Annotated in this window: 23 protein-coding genes and 1 pseudogene; 11 read left to right on the top strand and 13 right to left on the bottom strand. The window is 71.3% G+C overall.

Going from position 1 to position 25,105, the window contains the following annotated elements:
* Positions 1-12 precede the first annotated feature (12 nt).
* Positions 13-390 carry a nuclear transport factor 2 family protein gene (locus tag Q392_RS09260; RefSeq protein WP_038205225.1) on the bottom strand — a complete coding sequence of 126 codons (378 nt, stop codon included), beginning with the start codon at positions 388-390 and terminating at the stop codon, positions 13-15.
* A gap of 72 nt (positions 391-462) precedes the next feature.
* Positions 463-1,752 (bottom strand): SUMF1/EgtB/PvdO family nonheme iron enzyme, encoded by a 1,290-nt coding sequence (locus tag Q392_RS09255; protein ID WP_038205221.1) that lies wholly within the window; start codon positions 1,750-1,752, stop codon positions 463-465.
* Between the two features lie 159 nt (positions 1,753-1,911).
* Here Q392_RS09255 and Q392_RS09250 point away from each other — a divergent pair, with 159 nt between their 5' ends.
* From Q392_RS09250 to nhaA, 3 genes are all read left to right on the top strand, one after another.
* Positions 1,912-2,520 carry a TRAP transporter small permease subunit gene (locus Q392_RS09250; RefSeq protein WP_038205218.1) on the top strand — a complete coding sequence of 203 codons (609 nt, stop codon included), beginning with the start codon at positions 1,912-1,914 and terminating at the stop codon, positions 2,518-2,520.
* A gap of 17 nt (positions 2,521-2,537) precedes the next feature.
* A complete protein-coding gene (locus tag Q392_RS09245; RefSeq protein WP_038205215.1) occupies positions 2,538-4,385 on the top strand; it encodes a TRAP transporter large permease in 1,848 nt (615 codons plus the stop codon).
* A 125-nt stretch (positions 4,386-4,510) separates the two neighbouring features.
* Positions 4,511-5,863: a Na+/H+ antiporter NhaA gene (gene nhaA, locus Q392_RS09240; protein ID WP_038205212.1), complete on the top strand. Its 1,353-nt coding sequence runs from the start codon at positions 4,511-4,513 to the stop codon at positions 5,861-5,863.
* A gap of 165 nt (positions 5,864-6,028) precedes the next feature.
* Here nhaA and dctP read toward each other — a convergent pair whose 3' ends face one another.
* From dctP to xseB, 4 genes are all read right to left on the bottom strand, one after another.
* Positions 6,029-7,111, bottom strand: coding sequence for a TRAP transporter substrate-binding protein DctP (dctP, locus tag Q392_RS09235; protein ID WP_038205208.1), 1,083 nt, complete (start codon positions 7,109-7,111; stop codon positions 6,029-6,031).
* A gap of 147 nt (positions 7,112-7,258) precedes the next feature.
* The gene (gene dxs, locus Q392_RS09230) at positions 7,259-9,130 is read right to left on the bottom strand and encodes a 1-deoxy-D-xylulose-5-phosphate synthase (RefSeq protein ID WP_038205205.1); all 1,872 of its coding nucleotides are present in this window, start codon (positions 9,128-9,130) and stop codon (positions 7,259-7,261) included.
* Between the two features lie 27 nt (positions 9,131-9,157).
* The gene (locus tag Q392_RS09225; RefSeq protein WP_038205191.1) at positions 9,158-10,108 is read right to left on the bottom strand and encodes a polyprenyl synthetase family protein; all 951 of its coding nucleotides are present in this window, start codon (positions 10,106-10,108) and stop codon (positions 9,158-9,160) included.
* On the bottom strand, positions 10,105-10,356 hold the full coding sequence (gene xseB, locus Q392_RS09220) for an exodeoxyribonuclease VII small subunit (protein ID WP_038205188.1): 252 nt from the start codon (positions 10,354-10,356) through the stop codon (positions 10,105-10,107). The genes Q392_RS09225 and xseB overlap by 4 nt, the downstream gene beginning before the upstream one ends.
* Before the next feature lie 230 nt (positions 10,357-10,586).
* On the opposite strand from xseB, the gene Q392_RS09215 reads away from it, so the two are divergent.
* Positions 10,587-11,753 (top strand): aromatic ring-hydroxylating oxygenase subunit alpha, encoded by a 1,167-nt coding sequence (locus tag Q392_RS09215; protein WP_038205185.1) that lies wholly within the window; start codon positions 10,587-10,589, stop codon positions 11,751-11,753.
* Positions 11,754-11,810: 57 nt separating this feature from the next.
* Here Q392_RS09215 and Q392_RS33860 read toward each other — a convergent pair whose 3' ends face one another.
* Positions 11,811-11,954: a hypothetical protein gene (locus Q392_RS33860; RefSeq protein ID WP_245610680.1), complete on the bottom strand. Its 144-nt coding sequence runs from the start codon at positions 11,952-11,954 to the stop codon at positions 11,811-11,813.
* On the opposite strand from Q392_RS33860, the pseudogene Q392_RS09210 reads away from it, so the two are divergent.
* From Q392_RS09210 to Q392_RS09185, 6 genes and pseudogenes are all read left to right on the top strand, one after another.
* Positions 11,890-12,761 (top strand): annotated as a pseudogene (locus Q392_RS09210) (DMT family transporter). The gene Q392_RS33860 and the pseudogene Q392_RS09210 sit on opposite strands and share 65 nt — an antisense overlap.
* Before the next feature lie 68 nt (positions 12,762-12,829).
* The gene (locus tag Q392_RS09205; protein ID WP_038205183.1) at positions 12,830-13,744 is read left to right on the top strand and encodes a sulfurtransferase; all 915 of its coding nucleotides are present in this window, start codon (positions 12,830-12,832) and stop codon (positions 13,742-13,744) included.
* 13 nt (positions 13,745-13,757) lie between these two features.
* Positions 13,758-14,324: a DUF2796 domain-containing protein gene (locus tag Q392_RS32705; RefSeq protein ID WP_038205180.1), complete on the top strand. Its 567-nt coding sequence runs from the start codon at positions 13,758-13,760 to the stop codon at positions 14,322-14,324.
* Positions 14,321-15,028: an ABC transporter ATP-binding protein gene (locus tag Q392_RS32700; RefSeq protein WP_051953149.1), complete on the top strand. Its 708-nt coding sequence runs from the start codon at positions 14,321-14,323 to the stop codon at positions 15,026-15,028. The genes Q392_RS32705 and Q392_RS32700 overlap by 4 nt, the downstream gene beginning before the upstream one ends.
* Positions 15,025-16,275: an ABC transporter permease gene (locus Q392_RS09190; RefSeq protein WP_038205175.1), complete on the top strand. Its 1,251-nt coding sequence runs from the start codon at positions 15,025-15,027 to the stop codon at positions 16,273-16,275. Before Q392_RS32700 ends, Q392_RS09190 begins: the two co-directional genes overlap by 4 nt.
* 174 nt (positions 16,276-16,449) lie before the next feature.
* Positions 16,450-17,049 (top strand): DUF3299 domain-containing protein, encoded by a 600-nt coding sequence (locus tag Q392_RS09185; RefSeq protein ID WP_051953147.1) that lies wholly within the window; start codon positions 16,450-16,452, stop codon positions 17,047-17,049.
* Here the strand turns inward: Q392_RS09185 and Q392_RS09180 are convergent.
* Positions 17,028-18,278, bottom strand: coding sequence for an FAD-dependent oxidoreductase (locus tag Q392_RS09180; protein ID WP_038205172.1), 1,251 nt, complete (start codon positions 18,276-18,278; stop codon positions 17,028-17,030). The genes Q392_RS09185 and Q392_RS09180 overlap by 22 nt on opposite strands.
* 97 nt (positions 18,279-18,375) lie before the next feature.
* Here Q392_RS09180 and Q392_RS09175 point away from each other — a divergent pair, with 97 nt between their 5' ends.
* The gene (locus tag Q392_RS09175) at positions 18,376-18,582 is read left to right on the top strand and encodes a dodecin (protein ID WP_038205155.1); all 207 of its coding nucleotides are present in this window, start codon (positions 18,376-18,378) and stop codon (positions 18,580-18,582) included.
* A gap of 20 nt (positions 18,583-18,602) precedes the next feature.
* On the opposite strand, the gene Q392_RS09170 is transcribed toward Q392_RS09175, so the two are convergent.
* The 5 genes from Q392_RS09170 to polA form a co-directional block, all read right to left on the bottom strand.
* Positions 18,603-18,833: a hypothetical protein gene (locus Q392_RS09170; RefSeq protein ID WP_051953145.1), complete on the bottom strand. Its 231-nt coding sequence runs from the start codon at positions 18,831-18,833 to the stop codon at positions 18,603-18,605.
* A gap of 149 nt (positions 18,834-18,982) precedes the next feature.
* Positions 18,983-19,885, bottom strand: a complete 903-nt coding sequence (locus Q392_RS09165) for a ZIP family metal transporter (RefSeq protein ID WP_038205151.1) — start codon at positions 19,883-19,885, stop codon at positions 18,983-18,985.
* 104 nt (positions 19,886-19,989) lie between these two features.
* On the bottom strand, positions 19,990-20,886 hold the full coding sequence (locus Q392_RS09160) for a dienelactone hydrolase family protein (RefSeq protein WP_038205149.1): 897 nt from the start codon (positions 20,884-20,886) through the stop codon (positions 19,990-19,992).
* A gap of 121 nt (positions 20,887-21,007) precedes the next feature.
* Positions 21,008-22,147, bottom strand: coding sequence for an Lcl C-terminal domain-containing protein (locus tag Q392_RS31260; RefSeq protein ID WP_169748292.1), 1,140 nt, complete (start codon positions 22,145-22,147; stop codon positions 21,008-21,010).
* Positions 22,148-22,263: 116 nt separating this feature from the next.
* Positions 22,264-25,047, bottom strand: a complete 2,784-nt coding sequence (polA, locus tag Q392_RS09150; RefSeq protein WP_038205146.1) for a DNA polymerase I — start codon at positions 25,045-25,047, stop codon at positions 22,264-22,266.
* Positions 25,048-25,105 lie beyond the last annotated feature (58 nt).

Raw genomic sequence — 25,105 nt, 5'->3', positions numbered from 1 at the left:
CAGCGACCCCGCTCAGGCGCCTTCCGGCACCTTGTCCAGGAAGCCGGTCACGCGGCGCAGCCTGCCGCCCTGCAGGTCGGCGAAGTCGGTGCCCTGGATCAGGTCGCGCGCCTCCTGCGGGCCGAGCGTCCACGAGAAGCGCAGGTGCTCGCCGTGCGCGTCGGGCGTGCCGACCAGCGCGAAGCGGAAGCCCGGGTAGCGTTCCTGCACCGCGCCGACCAGGGCGCTGATCTGCTCGTGGCCGCGCACGGCGGCCAGCGGGTCGGCGTAGGCGGCGTCCTCGCACCAGTGGCTGCGCAGCAGCTCGGCGCGGCGCGCGGCGTCGGGCTCGTTCCACAGCGCGATGTAGTGTCCGGCGAGGGCCCGGGCGTCGACGGTGGTGGTGGTCATGGCGATCTCCTGTGTGCGTTGGGGTGCACGCATGGTCGCCGCGCCGCGGCCGCCGGTCGATGACCTGTCAGGTCATGGTGCGCAGGTGCGAAAGCCGAGGAAGCCGGCATCCCACCCCGGCGCCGCGAAGCCGCGCCAGCGCGGCGAGCGCATGCGCGAACGGGCCGCGAAGGAAGCGCCGCGCAGCACGCGCGCCCGCGACCAGGCCGGCGCCGGATCGAACTCGGTGCCGGCGCTCCACGGGTCGGCCTGCTGGCCCGGCCAGGGCCGCAGCGTGCCGGCGGTCCACTCCTGCACCTCGCCCCAGCGGAAGCCGCGGCGCGCGGCGCTGCAGGCGGCGATCTCCCACTCCACCTCGGTGGCCAGGCGCCGTCCGGCCCAGCGCGCCCAGGCATCGGCCTCCCACCAGCTCACGTGCATGGCCGCATGCGGCCCCGCCGCGCGCACGGTCTCGCCGAAGCGCCGCAGCAGCACCGAGCCGCCGGCGCCGGCGCCGTGGCCCAGGCCGATCTGCTCCACGTGGCGCGGGGCGCGCCGCCCGCTCGCCTGCACCCAGGCCCAGCCCTCGGGCGACCACCATTCGGGCCGGTCGTAGCCGCCGTCGTCCACGAACTCGCAGAACTGCTGCCAGGTCACGGGCTGGGCGTCGATCTCGAACTCGGGCACGTCCAGCGCCAGCGCGCCCGTCTCCTGCGCCAGGTGGAAGCCCGCCGCCTCGCCGGCGCCCAGCGTCCAGCGCGTGGCCGGCACGGCCAGCGGCGCACGCGGCGCGCCGGGCGGCGGCAGCCCGGCGCCGATCGGCAGGCCCAGCGCCTGCGCCATCTGCACCAGTTGCTCGCCGCGCCAGTCCTCGTGGAACAGGGCCAGGCGGTAGAAGTAGAGGCCCGCGTCGGTTTCGGCCGCGCGGTCCAGCAGCTCCAGCGTGCCCTCCAGCGTCTCCAGCAGGTAGGCGCGGGTGGTCGCCATGCCGGGCACGCCGGGGCCGGCGCGCTCGGACGGGGGGCACACCTGCGGGTCCCAGGTGGCGTCGGCGCCGGGGTCGACGGCCGCCAGCCGCATCGGCCGCGCCGGACAGGCCACGCCCAGGGCGCGCTGCGTGTTGCGCGCGATCCAGGCCTCGGCGAACCAGCCGATGTGGCCGGCCAGCCAGCGCGGCGAAGGCAGGCCGGGCGGCACCGGCGCCGGCAGGTCCAGTTCGGGCGAGTGCAGCGCCTGCTCGAACAGCGACAGCAGGTGCAGCGTGTGGTTGCGTGCGTCGATCAGCGCCAGCGACAGCAGTTCGCGGCCGGCATGGCGCATGCCGGGGGCGTCGATCGACGCCGTGCCGTGCGGGCTGGCAGCCGGGCGCTGGGGGTCGGGCATCGGGCGATTATGGTCGGCGAGGGTCGTCCCCAACGGGCAGGACATGGCCGCACATTTAGAATTCGCCGCCCGCTGCACCCGACCCGCCGGCTCACGAGGCCGGTGCGTCGGGTGCAGTCGTGTTTACGGGCATCCAACTCAAAATGGGGTAGAGACGACATGCAAGGCTTGCTCAAGCTTTCGCGGGCCATCGACTGGCTCAACGCCCAGGTGGGCAAATACGTGATCTGGCTGATCCTGGCATCCACCGCCATCAGCGCCATCAACGCCGTCGTCCGGAAGGTGTTCAACACCAGCTCGAACGCCTTCCTCGAAGTGCAGTGGTACCTGTTCGCCTGGTCGTTCCTGGTGGCCGCCGGCTTCACGCTGCTGCACCGCGAGCACGTGCGCATCGACGTCGTCAACAGCCGGCTGCCCAAGAAGGCGCAGATCTGGATCGACATCGTGGGCTTCGCCCTCTTCCTGACGCCGGTGTGCCTGCTGGTCCTGTACTACGGCATCCCGATGCTGGTGCAGAAGTTCGAGACGGGCGAGATGTCCGGCAACCCCGGCGGCCTGATCCGCTGGCCGGTGTGGCTGGCGCTGCCGATCGGCTTCGTGCTGCTGATGGTCCAGGGCTGGTCCGAGCTGATCAAGCGCATCGCCTTCCTGACCGGCGACGGCCCCGACCCCACCGTCAAGGCGGGCGAGAAATCGGCCGAGGAGGAACTGGCGGAGATCCTGCGCCAGCGCGAAGAGGAAAAGAAGACCGGGGCCGTGCCTCACTGAGCCCCGGAGAGATCGCGATGGAATTCATCACCGCCAACTTCGCCCCGATCATGTTCGCGGGGCTGGTCCTCTTCCTGCTGCTGGGCTTCCCGGTGGCCTTCAGCCTGGGCGCCGCCGGCCTGACCTTCGGCCTCATCGGCATCGAGCTGGGCGTGTTCCCCTCCTCGGTGCTGGCCTGGCTGCCGCAGCGCCTGATCGGCATCATGTCCAACGACACGCTGCTGGCCGTGCCCTTCTTCACCCTGATGGGCCTGATCCTTGAGCGCAGCGGCATGGCCGAGGACTTGCTCGACACGGTCGGCCAGGTCTTCGGCCCGCTGCGCGGCGGCCTGGCGCTGGCCGTGATCTTCGTCGGCGCGCTGCTGGCCGCGACGACCGGCGTGGTCGCCGCATCGGTCATCTCGATGGGCCTGATCTCGCTGCCCATCATGCTGCGCTACGGCTACGACAGGCGCTTCTCCAGCGGCGTGATCGCCGCCTCGGGCACGCTGGCGCAGATCATCCCGCCCTCGCTGGTGCTGATCATCATGGCCGACCAGCTCGGCCGCAGCGTGGGCGACATGTACAAGGGCGCCTTCGCGCCGGCCTTCCTGCTGGTCGGCTGCTACGTGGCCTACGTCGCCGTGCTGGCCATCTTCAGGCCGGCCGCTGTGCCGGCACTGCCGCCCGAGGCGCGCGTCTACCGCCAGGCCGACGGCAGCGGCGGCTACCGCTCGCTGGGGGTGCTGATGACGATCTCCTTCATCGTCTCGGTGCTGCTGGCGCGCCACATGGAGGCGGTGCACACCTGGTGGCTGGGCGAGGAGGTCAAGTTCGTCGCCACCGACGAGAAGGTCGTGGTCGCCATGTGCGGCGGCACGGCCGTGGCGCTGCTGATCGCGCTGGTCAACAAGTACGCCAGGCTGGGGCTGCTCTCGCGCCTGGCCGAGCGCGTGACCTTCGTGCTGATCCCGCCGCTGCTGCTGATCTTCCTGGTGCTGGGCACCATCTTCCTGGGCGTGGCCACGCCCACCGAGGGCGGCGCCATGGGGGCCGTGGGCGCGCTGGTCATGGCCTGGTCGCGCGGGCGGCTGAGCATGAAGCTGCTCACGCAGGCCCTGGCCACCACCACCAAGCTGGGCAGCTTCGTGATGTTCATCCTGATCGGCGCCACCATCTTCAGCCTGGTGTTCCAGGCGGCGGACGGCCCGATCTGGGTGGAGCACCTGCTGTCCAGCCTGCCGGGCGGGCAGGTCGGCTTCCTGGTGTTCGTGAACGTGCTGGTGTTCTTCCTGGCGTTCTTCCTCGACTACTTCGAGCTGTCCTTCATCGTCGTGCCTCTGCTGGCGCCGGTGGCGGACAAGCTGGGCATCGACCTGATCTGGTTCGGCGTGCTGCTGGCGATGAACATGCAGACCTCGTTCATGCACCCGCCCTTCGGCTTCGCGCTGTTCTTCCTGCGCTCCGTGGCGCCCGACAAGCCCTACCTGGACCGCGTGACGCAGAAGATCATGCAGCCGGTGACCACGATGCAGATCTACAAGGGCGCCATCCCCTTCGTGCTGATCCAGCTCTTCATGGTCGGCGTGATGATCGCCTTCCCCGGCCTGGTCACGGGCAACCTGGACAAGGCGCAGAACTACGACCTGAAGGCCGTCGGCGAGCAGATGCGCGAGCAGCTGGCGCCGGAGGAAGGCGGCGGCTACGGCAGCGATGCCGGCTACGGCTCGGACGAGGAGCCGGCGCCGCAGGAGCAGCCGTCGCCGGAAGCGGCGCCCCAGGAGCCGGGCGCCGCCGCCACGCCGGAAGCGCCGGCGGCGCAGGACGACGATCCGATGAAGGCCATGCAGGACGCGCTGCAGCAGCAGCCTGCGTCGAAACCCTGAGCGGCGCGGCGGCCGATCCCCGTCGGGCCGCCGCCGCTGCGTAGAATCGCCGAGGGTGTCAGCCGCATGCCGCGGCGGGACAGGTTCATGCGCTGGTCGGGCCGCCACGCGGAGTTGCCACGACCATGCACCATCCCACCCTCCGGAAGGATCTTCCGCGCGCCCAGTTCCTGGCCGAACGCGCCTTCGCCACCCTCGAGCGCTTCCTGCACATCGAAGCCGCCAGCGGCAGCGCGCTGCTGATCGCGGCGGCCGCCGCGCTGATCTGGGCCAACTCCCCATTCGCCCACGCCTACCACGCGCTGTGGCACCTGCCGGTGTCGGCCGGCATCGGCGGCGTCACCTGGTCCCAGCCGCTGCACTTCTGGATCAACGATGCGTTGATGACCGTCTTCTTCCTGGTCGTCGGCCTGGAGATCCGGCGGGAGATCCAAGAAGGGGCGCTGAGCAATGTGAAGCAGGCGAGCCTGCCGATCGTGGCCGCGCTGGGCGGCGTCGCCGTGCCTGCGCTGATCTACCTGGGGCTGAACAGCGATGCGGCAGGCCGGCACGGCTGGGCGGTGCCGACGGCCACCGACATCGCGTTCGCCGTGGGCGTGCTGGCGCTGCTGGGCCGCTCGATCCCCTCCAACGTGCGTGTCTTCCTGCTGGCGCTGGCGATCATCGACGACATCATCGCCGTGCTGATCATCGCGCTGTTCTATTCCGGCGGGCTCGACTACCACGGCTTCATCGTCGCCGGGCTGGGCCTCCTGGCCGTGCTCGGGTTCCAGCGGATCGGCATCGGCTCGGCCTGGGCCTATGTGCTGCCCGGCGCCATCGTCTGGACCGGCCTGCTGATGACCGGCGCGCATCCGACGCTCGCCGGCGTCGTGCTCGGCATGATGACCCCGGTGGTGCCGCTGCGCACGCGCGAGCATCCGGTGGACCTGGTGGCGCACGCGGCGGAGCAGCTGCGCGTGCACGACGGCCGCGCCGAGGCCGGCGCGCACCGCCCCGCAGGAGCGCTCAGGCAGTTGCGGCTGGGTCAGCGGGAACTGCTGCCGCCCGTGGTTCGGGTGCAGGCGGCGCTGCACCCCTGGGTCGCCTACGGGGTCATGCCCCTGTTCGCCCTGGCCAATGCCGGCGTCAGCGTGGACGGCATCGACCTGTCCGCCGGCGGCCCGCAGTGGATCATGGGCGGCATCGCGCTGGCGCTGGTGCTCGGCAAGCCGCTGGGCGTGATCGGCACGAGCTGGCTCGTGGTGCGGCTGGGCTGGTGCCGGCTGCCGCCAGGCGTGTCCTGGGGCGGCATCTGCCTGATCGGCCTGCTGGCAGGCATCGGCTTCACGATGTCCATCTTCATCGCCATGCTCGCCTTCGCCGACGAGCGCCTCCTGGGCGCGGCCAAGCTGGGCGTGCTGGCGGGCTCGCTGGCGGCGGCCGTGCTGGGGCTGGCCTGGGGCGCCGTGTACCGGCGCACGAGCCGTACGGCCTGACCGCGCCACACGCCCGCGCCAGCAAAAAGGCCCGCTGTCGCCAGCGGGCCTTCTTCTTTTTTTGTCGCCGGGCCGCCCCAAGACAAAAAGCATCCCCTCGGGGGATCGGGCAAGCGCGAAGCGGTTGACCGAGGGGTCTTTCTTGTCCGGTCGACGCAGCGGCCGTCAGATCTTCACGCCGTTCATGTACTGGTTGAACGGGAACTCCGAGAAGCGGTTCCACAGGATCTGGTCGCGCTGGAAGGCGCGCATGTCCTGGTGGATCTTCTTGAACACCGGCGACTTGGCCTCGTGCTCGGCGAACACCTCCATGCAGGCCTTGAAGCCGGCATCGATCACCGCCTTCGGGAAGGCCTTGAGCTGGGTCTTCTCGGCCACCAGCTTCTTCAGCGCGATGGGGTTGTAGGTGTCGTACTTGGCGGTCATGTCGGTCGCCGCGACGGCCATGGCGGCGTCGAGGATGGCCTTGTTCTCGGCCGACAGCGCGTTGTACTTCTTGACGTTGATGAAGAACTCCAGGTCGGCGCCGCCTTCCCACCAGCCGGGGTAGTAGTAGAAGGGCGCGACCTTGTTGAAGCCGAGCTTCTGGTCGTCGTGGGGGCCGACGAACTCGGCCGCATCCAGGGTGCCCTTCTCCAGCGCCTGGTAGACGTCGCCGGCCGGCAGGTTCTGCGAGACCACGCCCAGCTTGGCCATGCCTTCGCCGAACACGCCGCCGCCCATGCGCATCTTCAGGCCCTTGAGATCGTTGACGGTCTTGATCTCCTTGCGGTACCAGCCGCCCATCTGCGTGCCGGTGTTGCCGGCGCTGGCGGTCTTGAAGTTGTACTGGGCGAAGAACTCGTCCATCAGCTTGCCGCCGTTGCCGTAGAGCTTCCAGGCGGTGTTCTGGCGGGCGGTCAGGCCGAAGGGCACGGCGCAGCTGAAGGCGAAGACCGGGTCCTTGCCGGTGAAGTAGTAGGCGGCCGTCTGGGCCATCTCGATGTTGTCGCCCTGCAGCGCGTCGACCACGCCGAAGGCGGGCATCAGCTCGCCCGCGGGGTGGACGGAGATCTCGAACTTGCCGCCGGACAGCGCCTTGACGGTCTGCGACAGTTTTTCGGCGCTGCCGAAGATGGTGTCGAGCGAACGGGGAAAGCTGGAAGCCAGGCGCCAGCGCACCGCGGCCTGCGCGTGCACGGCCGGCGCGGCACCGGCAGCCAGCACGCCGGCGATGCCGGCATTCTTGATAAGGGAACGACGATCCATCTGAGAGCAACTCCGTTAGGAATGAAAAACACGAACGCGGCTCGTGGCCGCGTTCTCTGAGCGGAACAATTGTAAAAACGCCTTACAAGTGCCCCTTGCGGGTTTTCCCTGCGCACGGTGGACGCACGCACGGCAATGCGCACGGCGTCACGCCTTGTCTTCGGGAAAACGCGTTTCGATGGCCGCCCGGATGCCCTGCGCATCCAGGCCCACGCCGGCCAGCAGCCGGGCCGGGTCGCCATGTTCGATGAAGCGGTCGGGCAGGCCCAGTTGCAGCAGCGGCATGGCGATGCCGGCGGCCTGCAGCGCCTCGGCCACCGCGCTGCCGGCGCCGCCCATCACCGCGCCCTCCTCGACCGTGACCAGCGCCTCGTGCGTGGAGGCGATCTGCTTGAGCAGTTCCAGGTCCAGCGGCTTGGCCCAGCGCATGTTGGCCACCGTGGCGTCCAGCGCCTCGGCCGCCTCCAGCGCCGGGTACAGCAGCGTGCCGAAGGCGAGGATGGCCACACGTCTGCCTGACTGCCGGCCCTGGCGGCGCAGCTCGCCCTTGCCGAAGGGCAGCGCATCGAGCGTGAGCGGCGGCTCCTTGCCGACGCCGGCGCCGCGCGGATAGCGCACCGCCACCGGGTGGCTCTGCGCATAGGCCGAGCTCAGCAGTTGCCGGCACTCGGCCTCGTCGGCCGGGCAGGCGATGCTGATGTTGGGCACGCAGCGCAGGTAGGCGATGTCGTAGGCGCCGGCGTGCGTGGCGCCGTCCGCGCCCACCAGGCCGGCGCGGTCCAGCGCGAAGACCACCGGCAGGTTCTGGATCGCCACGTCGTGGATGAGCTGGTCGTAGCCGCGCTGCAGGAAGGTGGAGTAGATCGCCACCACCGGCTTGAGCCCCTCGCAGGCCAGCCCGGCGGCGAAGGTGACGGCGTGCTGCTCGGCGATGCCCACGTCGTAGTAGCGGCCGGGAAAGCGCTGCTCGAACTCCACCAGGCCCGAGCCCTCGCGCATCGCCGGCGTGATGCCGACCAGCCGGCCGTCCTCGGCCGCCATGTCGCACAGCCACTGGCCGAAGACCTGGGTGAAGGTCTTCTTCGGCGCCGCGGCCGGCTTGACCAGGCCGACGGAGGGATCGAACTTGCCCGGCCCGTGATAGGCCACCGGGTCGGCCTCGGCCAGCTTGTAGCCCTGGCCCTTTTTCGTCACCACGTGCAGGAACTGCGGACCCTTGAGCTGCTTGATGTTCTCCAGCGTCGGGATCAGCGAGTCGAGGTCGTGCCCGTCGATCGGCCCGATGTAGTTGAAGCCGAACTTCTCGAACAGCGTGGCCGGCACCACCATGCCCTTGGCCTGCTGCTCGAAGCGCTTGGCGAACTCGAACAGCGGCGGCGCCGCCCGCAGCACGCTCTTGCCGACGTGCTTGGCGGCCGCGTAGAACTGGCCGCTCATGAGCTGCGCCAGGTAGCGGTTGAGCGCGCCCACCGGCGGGCTGATCGACATGTCGTTGTCGTTCAGGATGACCAGGAAGTTGATGTCGTCGTAGACGCCCGCGTTGTTCAGCGCCTCGAAGGCCATGCCGGCAGTCATCGCGCCGTCGCCGATGATCGCCACGGCGTGGCGGTCCTCGCCCTTCTGCCGCGCGGCCAGCGCCATGCCCAGCGCCGCCGAGATGCTGGTCGACGAATGGGCGGTGCCGAAGGTGTCGTAGGGGCTCTCGGCACGCTGCGGGAAGCCCGAGATGCCGCCCTGCTGGCGCAGCGTGGGCATGCGCTCGCGCCGGCCGGTGAGGATCTTGTGCGGGTAGGTCTGGTGGCCCACGTCCCACACCAGCCGGTCCTGCGGCGTGTCGAAGACGTAGTGCAGCGCAACCGTGAGCTCCACCGTGCCGAGGTTGGAGCTGAGGTGCCCGCCGGTGCGCGAGACGTTGTCGAGCACGCAGGTGCGCACCTCGTCGGCGAGTTGCTTGAGCTGCTCGCGGTCCAGTCGGCGCAGGTCGGCGGGGTCGGTGATCGTGGGAAGAAGGGGAGCCATGGATGCGTGGGGGCGGCGCTTCGGCCGTTATCGGTCGCGGTCGACCACCATGTGGGCCAGCGCGCGCAGCGCGGCGGTGTCGGACAGCCGCGTGCGCGCGAGGGCGGCCAGGGCCTCGTCCAGCAGCCGGGCGGCATTGGCGCGCGCGCCGTCCAGGCCGAGCAGCGAGACGTAGGTGGGCTTGTCGGCGGCGGCATCCTTGCCGGCCGTCTTGCCCAGGGTCGCGGAATCGGCGACCACGTCGAGGATGTCGTCCACCACCTGGAAGGCCAGGCCGAGGGCAGCGCCGTAGTCGCGCAGGCCGGCCAGCACCTCGGCCGGCAGCTCGCCGGCGCAGGCGGCGCCCATCTCGACGCTGCCCTGCAGCAGCGCGCCGGTCTTGAGGCGGTGCATCTCGCGCAGCTCGGCCTCGGTCAGGCGCCGGCCGACGCTGGCCAGGTCGATCGCCTGGCCGCCGGCCATGCCCTGCCCACCGGCGGCGCGGGCCAGCAGGCGCACCAGCCGCGCCTGCACGGCGTCGGGCACGCGCTCGCCGTCGGGCACCAGCAACTCGAAGGCCAGTGCCTGCAGCGCGTCGCCGGCCAGCAGCGCGTCGGCCTCGCCGAACTTCACGTGCACCGTGGGCTTGCCGCGGCGCAGCACGTCGTTGTCCATGCACGGCAGGTCGTCGTGCACCAGCGAATAAGCGTGGATCAGTTCGACGGCGCAGGCGGCGCGCAGCGCGGCCTCCTCGACGGCCGGCGTCGGCGCGCCGGCCAGCGGCGCCACCGCCTGGCTGGCGGCCACCACCAGCAGCGGGCGCAGGCGCTTGCCGCCGTCGAGCACCGCGTAGCGCATGGCCTCGCCCAGGTGGGCCGGCGCATCGGCGCCCACCCAGCGCGCCAGGGCCGCCTCGACCCTGTCGAGCTGCGGCGTCATCCAGTCGGAGAGTTCGCCCGCACTCCAGCGCGGGGCCTGCGCAGCCGTCGTCGCCGTCATTGGCCCGACCACGCCTTCAGGCTGCCGGCGTCCAGCACCTTGATCTGATCCTCCACGGCCTGCAGCCTGTCGCGGCAGAAGGCCAGCAGCGCCGCGCCGCGCTGGTAGCTGACCAGCAGTTGGTCCAGCGGCAGCTGGCCCGATTCGAGTGCGGCGACCAATTGTTCGAGTTCCTGCACGCCCGCCTCGTAGGTGGCAGGCAGGGGCGCGGCGTCGGAGCCGGCGGGAGAGGAAGGCGCCTTGGGCATGCAAAGACCGGAAAGAAACCGGTGATTCTAGAAGGCCGCACCCCGGCGCGCAGATATCTCCGGGGTACAATCCCTGCTCATTCCCGCGCCGGTCATCGTTTCCTTGGTGGCCGGCGCAACTTTTTCCGCGGAGACGTTGGCCCTGCAATCCGCCGGGCGGCTCAGTCGCAGGAAAGAGGCGGGGGTTCTCGGTTTTACACCTCCCTGTGGGGAGCTTGGTCAGGTCACCCATGTCTGATTTAAGTCTTCGACTGCAGCAGGCTTCGAGCCAACTTCCGGTTTCCGCGTATTTCGACGAGGCCCTGTACGCCCTCGAGATGGAGACCTTCTTCGCCAACGGCCCCCGCTACGTGGGCCACCGCCTCGCGGTGCCCGAACCCGGCAGCTACCACGCCCTGCCCCAGGAGGGCGAGGGCCGCGCGCTCGTCCATACGCCGCGCGGCGTGGAGCTGGTGTCCAACGTCTGCCGCCACCGCCAGGCCGTGATCCTGCGCGGGCGCGGCCAGCTCGATGCGCGCGCCAGCGGCCACATCGTGTGCCCGCTGCACCGCTGGACCTACAACGCCGCCGGCGCGCAGCCCACCGGCACGCTGCTGGGCGCGCCGCACTTCGCGCAGGACCCGTGCCTGAACCTCAAGACCTGGCCCCTGCGCGAGTGGAACGGCCTGCTGTTCGAGGACAACGGCCGCGACATCGCCGCCGACCTGGCGAACATGGGCCCGCGCGCCGCGCTGGACTTCACCGGCTTCCACCTCGACCGGGTGGAGATGCACGAGTGCAACTACAACTGGAAGACCTTCATCGAGGTCTACCTGGAGGACTACCACGTCGGCCCCTTCCACCCCGGCCTGGGCAACTTCGTCACCTGCGACGACCTGCGCTGGGAGTTCAAGCCCGAGTACTCGGTGCAGACGGTGGGCGTGGCCAACCGCCTGGGCCGCGCCGGCAGCCCGGTGTACCAGCGCTGGCACGAGCAGCTGCTGAAGTACCGCGAGGGCCAGCCGCCCGAGTACGGCGCCATCTGGCTGACGTACTACCCGCACATCATGGTGGAGTGGTATCCGCACGTCCTCACCGTCTCCACGCTGCATCCGATGGGCCCGGGCAAGACCATGAACATGGTCGAGTTCTACTACCCGGAGGAGATCGCCCTGTTCGAGCGCGAGTTCGTCGAGGCGCAGCAGGCCGCCTACATGGAGACCTGCATCGAGGACGACGAGATCGCCGAGCGCATGGACGCCGGCCGCAAGGCCCTGATGGCGCGCGGCGACAGCGAGGTCGGCCCCTACCAGAGCCCGATGGAGGACGGCATGCAGCACTTCCACGAGTGGTACCGCCAGCGCCTGGCCGCGGTGCCGGGCGCGCTGCAGCGGCTGACCACGCCGGGCCGCCGGTGAACGGCGCGGGTTCACCTGCGCTGCGGGGCGCCTCCGGCCGGGGGCGCCCTTTTCAATTCACGGGTCGTTGACCGGGGGAGCGGGCATGCAAGGGCTGTGGATGGTGCTGTCGGCCCTGCTGTTCGCCAGCATGGGCGTGTGCGTCAAGTACGCCTCGGCGCACTTCACCAGCGCCGAGATCGTGTTCTGGCGCGGCGTCATCGGCATCGCCTCATCGCGGTGCTGGCGCGGCGCCAGGGCGTGCCGCTGGCCACCCGCTACCCCGGCATGCATGCCTGGCGCAGCGTGATCGGCACCGCCTCGATGGGCTCGTGGTTCTACGCCATCGCGCACATCCCGCTGGCCACCGCCATGACGCTCAACTACATGAGCAGCATCTGGATCGCCGCCTTCCTGGTCGGCGGCGCGCTGCTGGCCTGGGCGCCGGTGCCCGGCCGCAACGGGCGCATGCCGCTGCCGCCCATGCAGGGCGCGCTGACGCTGACCGTGGTGGCCGGCTTCGCGGGCGTGATCCTGCTGCTCAAGCCGACCACCCAGGGCACCGACGCCTTCGCCGGCATGGTGGGCCTGCTGTCGGGCATTGGCGCCGCCTTCGCCTACATGCAGGTGATGGCGCTGTCGCGCATCGGCGAGCCCGAGACGCGCACCGTCTTCTACTTCGCCGTCGGCTCCATGGTGGCCGGCGTGCTGTGGATGCTGTTCACCGGCGTGTCGGCCTGGTCGTGGCGGCACGCGGCGTGGCTGGTGCCGGTGGGCGTGCTGGCGGCCCTGGGCCAGCTGTGCCTGACGTACGCGTACGCCAGCGCCCGCACGCCCGCCGCCACGCTGGTGGTGGCCAACCTCCAGTATTCGGGCATCGTGTTCGCGGCGCTGTACAGCGTGCTGCTGTTCGGCGACCGCATCGACGCGGCCGGCTGGGCCGGCATCGCGCTGATCATCGGCAGCGGCGTGGCCGCCACCGTGCTGCGCCAGCGGGCGGTGCCGAAGGCACCGGCCGAGGAGCACTGAGGCACCGGCCGCGTGCACGGGGCGCCGAGTGCCCGCACAATGGCCGCTTGCCTTTCCTTGCGCGCGCCATGACGACCTACAGCACCCTCATCACCGCCGACGAACTCCAGGCCCTGATGGACGCCAAGGCGAAGCTGATGGTGTTCGACTGCAGCTTCGACCTGATGAAGCCCGAGACGGGCGCCGCACAGTACCGCGAGGCGCACATCCCCGGCGCCGTCTACGCCCACCTCGACGCCGACCTGAGCGCCAAGCACGGCGCGCCCGGCCCCGACGGCCGGGTGATCGTGGCGCACGAGGCCGATCGTCCGGCGTCCGGCGGCCGCCATCCGCTGCCCAGCCGCGAGAAGTTCGCGGCCTGGCTGTCCTCCGTCGGCTTCGCCGGCGACATGCAGGCCGTCGTGTACGACCGCAACGGCGCCAACTACTGCGGCCGCCTGTGGTGGATGCTGCAGTGGATGGGCCACGAGGCCGCGGCCGTGCTCGACGGCGGCCTCCAGGCCTGGCAGGCCGCGGGCCGGCCGGTGGCCTCCGGCGACGAGCCGGCGCACTTCCAGTCCCACTTCGAGCCCGGCCCGCCGCGCGTGGCGCTGGTGGACACGCGCACCGTCGCCGCCCGCCTGGACGACCCGGCGCAGACACTGATCGATGCCCGCGCTGCACCCCGTTACCGCGGCGAAGTGGAACCTCTGGATCCGATCGCCGGTCACATCCCCGGGGCGCTGAACCGCCCCTTCTCCGACAACCTCGCGCCTGACGGCCGCTTCAAGCCCGCCGCGCAACTGCGTGCCGAGTTCGAGGCGCTGCTGGGCGGCCGCGACCCCGCCACGGTGGTGCACCACTGCGGCAGCGGCGTGAGCGCGGTGCCCAACGTCCTGGCCATGCGCATCGCCGGCCTGGGCAGCACCGGCCTGTACGCAGGCAGTTGGAGCGAATGGAGCAACACGCCCGGGCTGCCGACCCGCCAGGGGGCCGAGCCCTGAGAGCCATCGACGCATGACACGCACCTTCCTACGCCGCACCCTTCTTCTTCCCTCGCTGCTGGCCCTCGGCGCCCTGATGGCGCCGGCATGGACCACAGCGCATGCCCAGGCCCGCACCCAGCACGCCCACGTGCACGGCAAGGCCGAACTGACCGTCGCGGTCGACGGCCCGGCCGTCACCATCGGCATGGAGGCGCCGCTGGACAGCCTGCTGGGCTTCGAGCGCGCGCCGCGCACCGACGTCGAGAAGAACCTGGTGGAGCAGATGGCCGCCCGCCTGCGCGCCGCCGACCACCTGTTCAAGCTCGATGCCGCCGCCGGCTGCAAGCTCGGCCCGGTGCAGCTCGACGCGCCGGTGATCGGCCTGGGCCAGGGCGAGGCGCCGAAGGACGGCCACGCCGAACTGCAGGCCAGCTTCGCCTTCAACTGCGCCAACACCGCCAAGGTCAGGGCCGTCGACACCGAGCTGTTCGAGGCTTTCCCGAACCTGCGCCAGATCGACGCCGAGATCGCGGCGCCCGACGGCCAGTTCAAGCGCAGCCTCAAACGCCCGGCCGCCCGCATCGAGTGGGGCAAGTGAGCCCGGCCGGGTCCATCGCGGTCCTGCAGGCACACGAACTGCGCTTCACCTGGCCGGGCGCTGCGGCGCCCTGCATCGACATCGCGCAGTTCGAGGTGCGCGCCGGCGAGGCGGTGTTCCTGCACGGGCCCAGCGGCTGCGGCAAGAGCACGCTGCTGTCGCTGCTGGCCGGCGTGCTGGTGGCGAGCAGCGGCCGGGTCAGCCTGCTGGGCCAGGACTGGGCCGCGCTGGGCGGCAGCGCCCGCGACCGGCGCCGCGTGGCGCACGTGGGCTACATCTTCCAGCAGTTCAACCTGCTGCCCTACCTGAGCGTGATGGACAACGTGCTGCTGCCCTGCCGCTTCTCGGCGCGGCGGCGTGCGCAGGGCTCGCGCGCGCAGGCCGAGCAACTGCTCGCCGGCATGGGCATCGGCGCGCAGCTGTGGGGACGCAGCGCGCTGCAGCTCTCGGTGGGCCAGCAGCAGCGCGTGGCCGCCGCGCGCGCGCTGGTCGGCCGGCCCGAGGTGGTGATCGCCGACGAGCCGACCTCGGCGCTGGACGAGGACCGGCGCGAAGCCTTCCTCGACGTGCTGCTGGCGGCCTGCGCATCGCACGGCAGCGCCCTGGTCTTCGTGAGCCACGACCGGCGCATCGCCGAACGTTTCGGCCGGCACGTGCTGCTGCCCGAGATCAACCGGGCCGCTGCCCACGCACAGCCCGCATGACCGCCCTGCTCTCCATCGCCTGGAAGAGCGCCTGGAACCGGCGCTTCACCCTCGCCCTCACTGTCTTCTCCATTGCGCTGGCCACGCTGCTGCTGCTGGGCGTGGAGCGCATCCGCACCGAGCTGCGCGAGAACTTCGCCTCGGCCGTCTCGGGCACCGACCTGATCGTCGGCGCGCGCACCGGCAGCACGCAGCTGCTGCTGTACTCGGTGTTCCACATCGGCAGCGCGACCAACAACATCGGCTGGAGGAGCGTGCAGGCACTGGAGCAGCACCCGGGCGTGGCCTGGGTGGTGCCGCTGTCGCTGGGCGACTCGCACCGCGGTTTTGCGGTGGTGGCGACCACGCCCGCCTACTTCGCGCACGTGCGGCGCGGGGAGCAGTTGCTGGACGAGGGGCAGCCCTTCTCCGGCCTGTTCGACGCCGTCATCGGCGCCGACGTGGCCGAGCAGCTCGGCTACCACGTCGGCCGGAAGATCACCCTGGCGCACGGCACCGGCGAACTCACGCCCGAGCATGCCGACAAGCCCTTCACCGTGGTCGGCATCCTCAAGCGCACCGGCACGCCGATCGACCGCACGGTGCACATCGGCCTGGAGGCGATGGAGGCCATCCACCTCGAATGGGCGGGCGGCGCGCCGATGCCGGGCCTGAAGATCCCGGCCGAGCAGGTGCGCAAGTTCGACCTGCGCCCCAAGAACGTGACGGCCGCGCTGGTGGGCCTGAAGAACCGCGCCGCCGTGTTCGCCGTGCAGCGCTGGGTGCAGGCCTACCCGGAAGAGCCGCTGATGGCGATCCTCCCCGGCGTCGCGCTGGACGAGCTGTGGCAGGTGATCGGCGTGGGCGAGAAGGCGCTGCTGGCGCTGTCGGGCCTGGTCGGCATCGTCAGCCTGGCCGGGCTGGTGTCGGTGGTGATGGCGGGGCTGAACGAGCGCCGCCGCGAGCTGGCGGTGCTGCGCGCGGTGGGCGCGGGCGCGCGCCACGTGCTGGCGCTGCTGGCGCTCGAAGGCGCCATCGTCACCGTGCTGGGCGTGGCCCTGGGCACGCTGCTGGCGGCGCTGGGCATCGCCGCGCTGGGGCCCTGGCTGCAGACGCACTACGGCCTGGCGCTGCGCCTGGCCGCTCCTACACTGAACGAGGGCCTGCTGCTGGCCGCCCTGCTCGCCGCCGGCTGGCTGGCCAGCCTGCTGCCCGGCGTGCGCGCCTACCGCCTCTCGCTGGCCGACGGCCTCTCCCCAAGACTATGAAGCACCCCCAGTCTCCGCGGACTTCGTTCCGCTGCGCCAACCCCCTCAAGGGGGCACATCCTGCGGCCCGGCGAAGCCAGTTCCGCGGATGTCCACGCATGGCCTGCTCCGCGGCCTCTGGAATGCCTGCGATTCACACGCGACCGGCGACGCACTGCGCCATGGATCATTGAAATGAAATACCGCCATCCCCTCGCCCTGCTCGCCGCCTTCGTCACCACCGCCGCCCTGGCCGCCGGCCCTGCGCCCGAGGCCACCACCGCCGCCAACCCGCTGGGCGGCAAGGGCGCTCAGGCCAAGGCGGCATCGGGCCAGGCGCGCCAGATCACCTGGGAGGAACTGGTGCCGAAGGACTGGGACCCGTCCCAGGCATTCAAGGACATCGATCTCTCGAAACTGGACGACGCCGACCCGCGCGCCAGCGAGCTGTTGATGAAAATGCAGGAGGTATCGAACAACGCGCCCGTCAATCCCGAGATGAACGGGCAGTTGGTGAAGCTGCCGGGCTTCATCGTGCCGCTGGAGGAGGCCAAGGGCGGCGGCGTCACCGAGTTCCTGCTGGTGCCCTACTTCGGCGCCTGCATCCACACGCCGCCGCCGCCGGCCAACCAGATCCTGCACGTGCGGCCGCGCACGCCCGCGAAGTTCCGCGCGATGGACACGGTCTGGGTCACGGGCCGGCTGGCGACGCAGCGCAACGACTCGATGATGGGCACCAGCGGCTACAGCATGGCCGCCGACAGCGTGACCCGCTACACCGACGGCGGCAAGTAGCCGCGCGCCCGCTCGGGGCGCAGCCCGACGCCGACCGCATAGGCCGGCAGCGCGCGCAGCGCCGGCCAGCGCTGCAGCAGCCGCAGCGGCAGGGGCAGCCGCTCGGGCGGCGGGGCGCCCTGCAGCACCGGGGCCAGCACGCGCCGCTGGATCGCCACCTGCACCGCCTGCGTGGCGCGCGCCGGCAGCAGGCGGCGGCGCTGCACCTGCGCCAGCAGCGGGTCGAGCCGCGCCGGCTGCACCGCAGGCGCGGCCAGTGCGGCGCGCAGGAGGTTCGCCGCCGCCACCGCGTCCTGCACGGCCAGGTTGATGCCCACGCCGCCGATCGGCGACATCGCGTGCGCCGCGTCGCCGATGCACAGCAGGCCGGGTTTCCACCAGCGCTCCAGGCGGTCCACCGCGACGGACAGCAGCTTCACGTCGTCCCAGCCGGCGATGTGCTGCACGCGGTCGGCCAGCGGCGGCGCGGCGGCGGCCACCTCGGCACGGAAAGCCTCCAGCCCGCGCTCGCGCACCGCCTCGAAGCCGCCCTTGGCGATCAGGTAGGCGCACTGCCAGTAGTCGTGGCGGTCGATGGTGGCCATGAAGTGGCCCGGGCTGACGAAGCCGCCGGTCTGGTTGCCTTCGCCCGGCGCCTTGGGCAGGCGCATCCACAGCACGTCGATGGGTGCACCCAGCGCACGCACCGTCATGCCGGCAGCCTCGCGCAGCACCGAGCGGCGGCCGTCGCAGGCCACCACGAGGTCGGCCTCGACAGTCAGCGGCCCCTGCGGCCCGCGCGCGGTGACGCCGGCCACGCGGCCGCCGCGCTCCACCAGGCCCAGGCCCTCGGTGTTCAGCAGCAGGCGGAAGTGCGGGAGGCGCTCGGCCTCGTCGCGCAGGAAGTCGAGGAAGTCCCACTGCGGCACCAGCGCGATGAAGTCGCGCGGCAGGCCGCGCAGGCGCGTGAAGTCCGCCACCGGCACGCGCCGGCCGAACACCACCGCCTCCAGTTGCCGCACCTCGTCGTGCGGGCGCGCGAGGAAGGCGTCCAGCAGCCCCAGGTCGTCCATCACGCGCAGGGTGGAAGGGTGCACCGTGTCGCCGCGGAAGTCGCGCAGGAAGTCGCCGTGCTTCTCCAGCACCGTGACCGGCACGCCGGCGCGCACGAGCAGCAGGGCCAGCATCAGGCCGGCCGGGCCGCCGCCGACGATGCAGCAGCGGGTGCTTAGCGAAGCGGCGTCAGACATCGCGGCTTCCCGGATTTGCCCCCACCGCGCGCGACGGCAAGGCGGCGGGGCGCGGCGCGGATGCGTAGGATGGCAGCTCCCAACCAGGAGACACACCATGAGCGCCCATGTCTACAAGAGCATCGAACTGACCGGCTCCTCCCCCACCAGCAGCGACGACGCGGTGCAGCGCGCCATCGCCAAGGCCAGCGAGTCGGTGCGCAACATCCAGTGGTTCGAGGTGATCGAGACGCGCGGCCACGTGCAGGACGGCAAGGTGGCCCACTGGCAGGTGACGATCAAGGTCGGCTTCACGCTGGAATAGCCGGCCCCGCGGCAGGGCGCTCAATCCGGCGCCTGCACCACCCGGGCGCTTTCCTCGTCGGCCAGCACGTTGTCGGCGTCGAGGTCGCTGGCCTCGCTCAGGTCCAGGCCGGTGTCGGTGAGGTCGTCGTCGGGCAGGTCGTCCTCCTCCTCGGCGGCAGCCTCGTCATCGTCCAGGTCGTCGTCGATCGCCGCATCGTCCGGCTCCTCGGCACGGATGTGGGCAGGGCGGGAGGGATCGGTGGCAGGCATGGCGAGCGCTCCTTCTTCTCGGGTGGCTCCGCCGGCGGCCCTCTCCTGGCGGCCGCTGGCGGCATGGCCCCGATGTTGAACCTGCGGGCGCCGCGGCGCCACCCTCCGGGCATGCACCGGGTGGGGCCATTGCTTGCGCGCCGCGGCCGTCAGTGCTTGTGGCCGTCGTGTTCGTCGCGCACCTGCTCGGCGTGGCCGTGGTCATGGCCGTGCTCGTGGCCCTCGCCGTGCGCCAGCCGGCTGACGGCGGTGACCAGCACGATGCCCGCCAGCAGCCAGCCGATCTGGGCCGCCGTCTGGCCCGCCGTCAGGCGGCGCTGCAGCTGGGGGATCAGGTCGGCCAGCGCGACGTAGACGAAGCTGCTGCCGGCCAGCACCAGGAAGTAGGGCAGCCAGGGCGCGAACTGCTCGACCAGCCACCAGCCCACCAGCCCACCCAGCGCCGTCATGGTGCCGGCCAGCGAGACCTTGAGCAGCGCGGCCCGCAGGTCGGGCGCGTTCTGGCGCAGCACCACCAGATCGCCGATGTGGTGCGGCACCTCGTGCGCCAGCACCGCCAGCGCCGCCAGCACGCCCAGGCGCAGGTCGGCGATGAAGGCGGAGGCGATCAGTACGCCGTCGCCGAAGCAGTGGACGCTGTCGCCGGTGAGCACGGTCCAGCCGCCCGTCGCGCGGGGGGCGGCGTGCGCGTGCGCGCCGTGGCCGTGGTGGTCGTGCCCGTCGTGGTCGTGCGCCGGCGCCTCGCCGCCGTGGTGATGCTCGTGCCCGTGGTGCCACAGCTCGGCCTTGTCGAGCAGGAAGAACAGCACCAGCCCGCCCAGCAGCACGGCGAACAGCACGCCGGGCTCGACGCGGCTCTCGAAGGCCTCGGGCAGCAGGTGCATGAAGGCCGTCGCCAGCAGCGCGCCGGCCGCCAGGCTGAGCAGGTACTGCGGCCCGTGCGCGCCGCCGCCGGTGCTGCCGCGCACGCCCAGGCGCAACAGCGCCGCCGCCACCCACACACTGCCGATGCCCGCGATCAGCGTCGCGGCAAGAACTGCCATCAAGGTCATGACTGCCATCCGGTCGGGCGCCGCTGCCCGCCGCTCCTCGAGAAAAACAAAGGGCCGCCCCGAAGGACGGCCCGCGCCTGCAGCCGGCGAAGAACGGCCGGCCGCTACGCCACGCCGTGCGCCTTGAACCAGGCCAGCGCCCGCTGCCAGCCGTCCTCGGCCGCCGCCTGGACGTAGCTGGGCCGGTAGTCGGCATGGAAGGCGTGGCCCGCATCCGGGTACACGACGAACTGCGAAGCCCTGGCTGCCGGGGTGCCGGTGGCCAATGCCGCTTTCATCTTATCGACCGTGTCAAGGGGGATGCCCTGGTCCTTGCCGCCGTACAGGCCCAGCACCGGGGCCTGCAGGCCGGCCGCGACGTCGATCGGGTGCTTCGGCGTCAGCTCGCTGGCCTGGCCGACCAGGCGCCCGTACCACGCCACGCCGGCCTTGACCTTGCCGGTGGCGGCGTACAGCCACACGATGCGCCCGCCCCAGCAGAAGCCGGTGATGCCGGCCTTGTCGGTGTTGCCGCCGTTGGCGCGGGCCCAGGCCAGGGCGCCGTCGAGGTCGGCCATCACCTGTGCGTCGGGCACCTTGGAGACGACCTCGGCCATGAGCTTCGGCACCTCGGTGTAGCCCTTCGGGTCGCCCTGCCGCGCGTACAGCTCCGGCGCGATGGCCAGGTAGCCCTGCTTGGCGAAGCGGCGGCAGGTGTCGGCGACGTACGCATGCACGCCGAAGATCTCCTGGATCACCAGCACCACCGGCAGCCCCGTCCTGCCGGCCGGCGCGGCGGCGTAGGCCGGCACCTCGAAGCCGGCCACCGGGTACTTCACCGGGCCGGCCTTCAGGCCCTCGTCCGAGGTCTGGATGGCGGTCTGCGCGGCGATCGGCAGGGTGGCGGCCGCGTAGCCCACGCCCAGCGCCGCCTTCAGGGCGGTGCGCCGCGTGGCACCGGACTCGGTGCTCTCGCCCGGGCGCAGGGAGTCGAAGTCGCGTTTCAGGTCGTCGTCGAGCATGAGAAAGGCCTTCCTTCGGAGTTGAGGGGGAGGAAGGCGCAGTCTAGGGGCGCCGCGGCGAACGCGCCGGCGAAGCCACTGGCGCGGCACGGGCATGCCGCGCGCCGCGCCGGCGGCGTCCTCACTCGCGCACGAGCCGCACGCCGAGCCCCATGACGCGCGCCTCGCAGTAGAGGTTGCCTTCATCGCCCAGCGCCCAGGCGCTGATGGCGGCGCGCGCGGTGTCGGTCTCCGGGCTGGCGGTGCAGACCGTGGAGGACCAGAAGCCCCGGCGCAGCGGCTCGGCGCCCGTCGCGGGAAAGTCCGCAGGGGGGATGTCCAGCTTCTCGAACCAGCGCTCCACCAGGCTGTTCATTTCCTTGACGGTGGGCAGGCGCCAGCCCGGCTGGCCACCGGCGTGCCGCACGGCCTGCACGTAGCCGTAGCGCCTGGCGGACCCGGTGCAGCGTCTGCCATTCCACGTCTGAGGCTCCTCGCAGCGGCGCCACACCAGGCCGGTCAGGCGGTCCTCCACCACGCCGCCGGGCACGCCGCGCTCGTCGGCTGCCTCGCGCCAGCGGCCGGTTTCGGGCGCCTCGGGGCCGCGCACCAGGCGCACGAACAGCGGCTGCGTGTGGCTGCGCATCCGGCGATTGCAGCCGTACACAAAGGCCTTCCTGAAATCGACGCACCACATCCTCGTCTGGTCCATCGGCTCGGATGTCAGGTAGTGCCCCGCCACCGTGTTGGGAAACCATCGCTCGTCGATGGACGGTCGCCTGGCCGCCAGCCTCCGGGACGCCTCGTCGGTGTCCATCAGCGTGTTCACGTCGGCGATGCCGAACAGTTCGGCCGTGGTGGGCAGCCGCCAATCGGTGTAGCCGCACAGCCGCATGGCGTTGACCTGCGTCACATAGGCCATGGCGTCGCCGGGCCGGCCGTCGCCGTGGTAGGAATAGGCGTCGGTGTTGGCCCGGCTGCCCGGCCGGGGCGCGTTGTGCGGCCCATAGCTGTCGAGCAGCTTGCCCGTGCCCTGCGGCCCGGCCGTCGTCGCCATCCGCTGCAGTTGGCCGCTGTCGGGCTTGCCCTCCCAGACCAGGCCGGACACGCGGTCACGCACGCATTCGGTCAAGGGGCGGCCGGCCACGGCCTCGTAGGCAGGCAGGCCCGCGCCCAGCATGCCGTCCTGCTTGGGGAGCAGGCGCAGGGGGCCGGTGCCGTTGCAGGGCTGCGGCGTCGGCCAGTCGTCCTTGTTCGCATCGAGGGCCAGACAGGTCTGCACGCCTGTGGGAGGCATCTTCGCCAAAGGGCCCGCCCCGGCTGCGTACGATTGCGCAGCGGCCAGCGCCACCGCCAGCCCGAGCAGGGCCACCCCCGCGGCGATGGCGTGTGCCGGACTCAGTGCGCCTTCTCCCAGTTCGGCCCGGTGCCGATCTCGGCCACCAGCGGCACCTTGAGCTGCGCCACGCCGGCCATCAGGCGCGGCACCTCGGCACGCACCCACTCGACCTCGGCCTCGGGCACCTCGAACACCAGTTCGTCGTGCACCTGCATGATCATCTTCGTCGCACGGCCCTCCGCGTCGAGCACCGACTGCACCTTGTTCATGCTCAGCTTGATCAGATCGGCGGCCGTGCCCTGCATGGGCGCGTTGATGGCGGCGCGCTCGGCGGCGCCGCGACGCGGGCCGTTGGGCGAGTTGATCTCGGGCAGGTACAGGCGCCGGCCGAACACGGTCTCCACGTAGCCGCGCTCCTTGGCGCTGGCGCGCGTCTCGTCCATGTAGTGCTTCACGCCGGCGAAGCGCGCGAAATAGCGCTCGATGTAGGTCTTGGCGGCCGTGTTGTCGATGCCCAGGTTGCGCGCCAGGCCGTAGCTGCTCATGCCGTAGATCAGGCCGAAGTTGATCACCTTGGCGTAGCGGCGCTGCTCGCTGCTGACCTGGTCGGGCGCCACGCCGAAGACCTCGGCGGCGGTGGCGCGGTGCACGTCCATGCCGTCGTGGAAGGCGGCCAGCAGCGCCTCGTCGCCGCTGATGTGGGCCATGATGCGCAGCTCGATCTGCGAGTAGTCGGCGCTGGCGATCACGTGGCCCGGCGCGGCGATGAAGGCCTCGCGGATGCGGCGGCCCTCGGCCGTGCGCACCGGGATGTTCTGCAGGTTCGGGTCGTTGCTCGACAGGCGCCCCGTCACCGCCACCGCCTGGGCGTAGTGGGTGTGCACGCGGCCGGTGCGCGGCAGCGCCATCTGCGCCAGCTTGTCGGTGTAGGTGCCCTTGAGCTTCGACAGGCCCCGGTGCTGCAGGATCTTGGCCGGCAGCGGGTAGTCCTCGGCCAGCTTCTCCAGCACCTCCTCGTCGGTGCTGGGCGCGCCCTTGGCGGTCTTCTTGACGACGGGCAGGCCCAGCTTCTCGAAGAAGATCTCGCCGATCTGCTTGGGGCTGCCCAGGTTGAAGGGCTGGCCGGCGATGGTGTAGGCCTCCTGCTCCAGCGCCATGATGCGCTGGCCCAGCTCGTGGCTCTGCGCCGACAGCGTGGCCGCGTCGATCAGCACGCCGTTGCGCTCCATGCGGTAGAGCGTCTCGCTGCTGGCGATCTCCAGCTCGTAGACGAAGCGCAGCCGTTCGTCGGCCTGCAGCCTCGGCCACAGCGCCAGGTGCACGTCCAGCGTCTGGTCGCTGTCCTCGCAGGAGTATTCGGCCGCCTTCTCGATCGCCACCTGGCTGAAGGGGATCTGGTGCGCGCCCTTGCCGCACAGGTCCTCGTAGTCGATGCCGGTGCGGCCGCGGTGGCGCTCGGCCAGGCTGGCCAGGCCGTGGGGCTTGTGCACTTCCAGCACGTAGCTCTGCAGCATGGTGTCGTGCACGTAGCCCTGCACCTCGATGCCGTGGTTGGCGAAGACGTGGCGGTCGTACTTGATGTGCTGGCCGAGCTTGCGGCGCTCGGGGTTCTCCAGCCACGGCTTCAGGCGCGCCAGCACCTCCTCGCGCGGCAGTTGTTCGGGCGCGCCGGGGTAGTCGTGCATGAGCGGGATGTAGGCCGCCTCGGCGGGCTTGACGCTGAAGCTGATGCCCACGATCTCGGCGCGCATCTCGTCCAGTGAGGTGGTCTCGGTGTCCAGGGCCGTCAGTTCGGCCGCCTCGATCTTCGCCAGCCAGGCATCGAACTGCTCCCAGGTCAGCACAGTCTCGTAGACAAGGTTGGAGGCGCGCTCGGCCGCCGCGGCCTCGAAGCCGTCGAGCAGCCCGGTGCCGCCTTCCGGGACATCCGCCTCCTCCAGCCGCTCGGGCTGCACGGCGTGCGCCTCCAGCGTCTTGACCAGGCTCTTGAAGCCGTACTGCTCGTAGAAGGCCTTGAGCGCATCGCTGTCCTGCTCGCGGATGGCCAACGCCTCCAGCGCGGGCAGGCCGGGCACGTGGCCGTCCAGGTCGCAGTCGGTGCGGATGGTGACCAGCCGGCGCGACAGCGGCAGCTGCGGCAGCGCGCGCCGCAGGCTCTCGCCGGCCGCGCCCTTCACCTCGCCGGCCGCCGTCATCAGCGCGTCGAGCGAGCCGTACTGGAGCAGCCACTTGGCGGCCGTCTTGGGCCCCACCTTGTCCACGCCGGGCACGTTGTCCACCGCGTCGCCCACCAGCGTCTGGTAGTCGATCATCAGCGCCGGCGGCACGCCGAACTCCGCCGTCACGCCGGCCACGTCGCGGCGCTTGCCGTTCATGGTGTCGATGATGGTGATGTGCTCGTCCACCAGTTGCGACAGGTCCTTGTCGCCGCTGGAGACGATCACCTCGACGCCCTGCCCGGCCGCCGTGCGCGCCAGCGTGCCGATCACGTCGTCGGCCTCCACGTCGGGCACGCTGAGGACCGGCCAGCCGAGCAGCTTGACCACGTGGTGGATCGGCTCGATCTGCGTGCGCAGGTCGTCGGGCATGGGCGAGCGGTGCGCCTTGTACTCGGGGTACCAGTCGTCACGGAAGGTCTTGCCGGGTGCGTCGAAGATGCAGGCCACGTAGTCCGCCCGCACCTCGCGGCGCAGCGCCTGCATCATGTTGATCATGCCCCGGATGGCGCCGGTGGCCGGGCTCTTGGGGTCGCCCGGCACCGCCCGCAGGTCGGGCATGGCGTGGAAGGCACGGTACAGGTAGCTGGAGCCGTCGACGAGCAACAGCGTCTTCTTGTCGGTCATTGGAACTACACCTTGGCGCACGCAGGCCGCCGGGGGACACGGCGACCCTTGCAGCGGC

The sequence above is a fragment of the Xenophilus azovorans DSM 13620 genome, assembly GCF_000745855.1.
GTDB classification, from domain to species: Bacteria; Pseudomonadota; Gammaproteobacteria; order Burkholderiales; family Burkholderiaceae_C; genus Xenophilus; species Xenophilus azovorans.
Note: the sequence above shows the minus strand (reverse complement) of the source record. Positions and strands in the feature narration are given on the sequence as shown.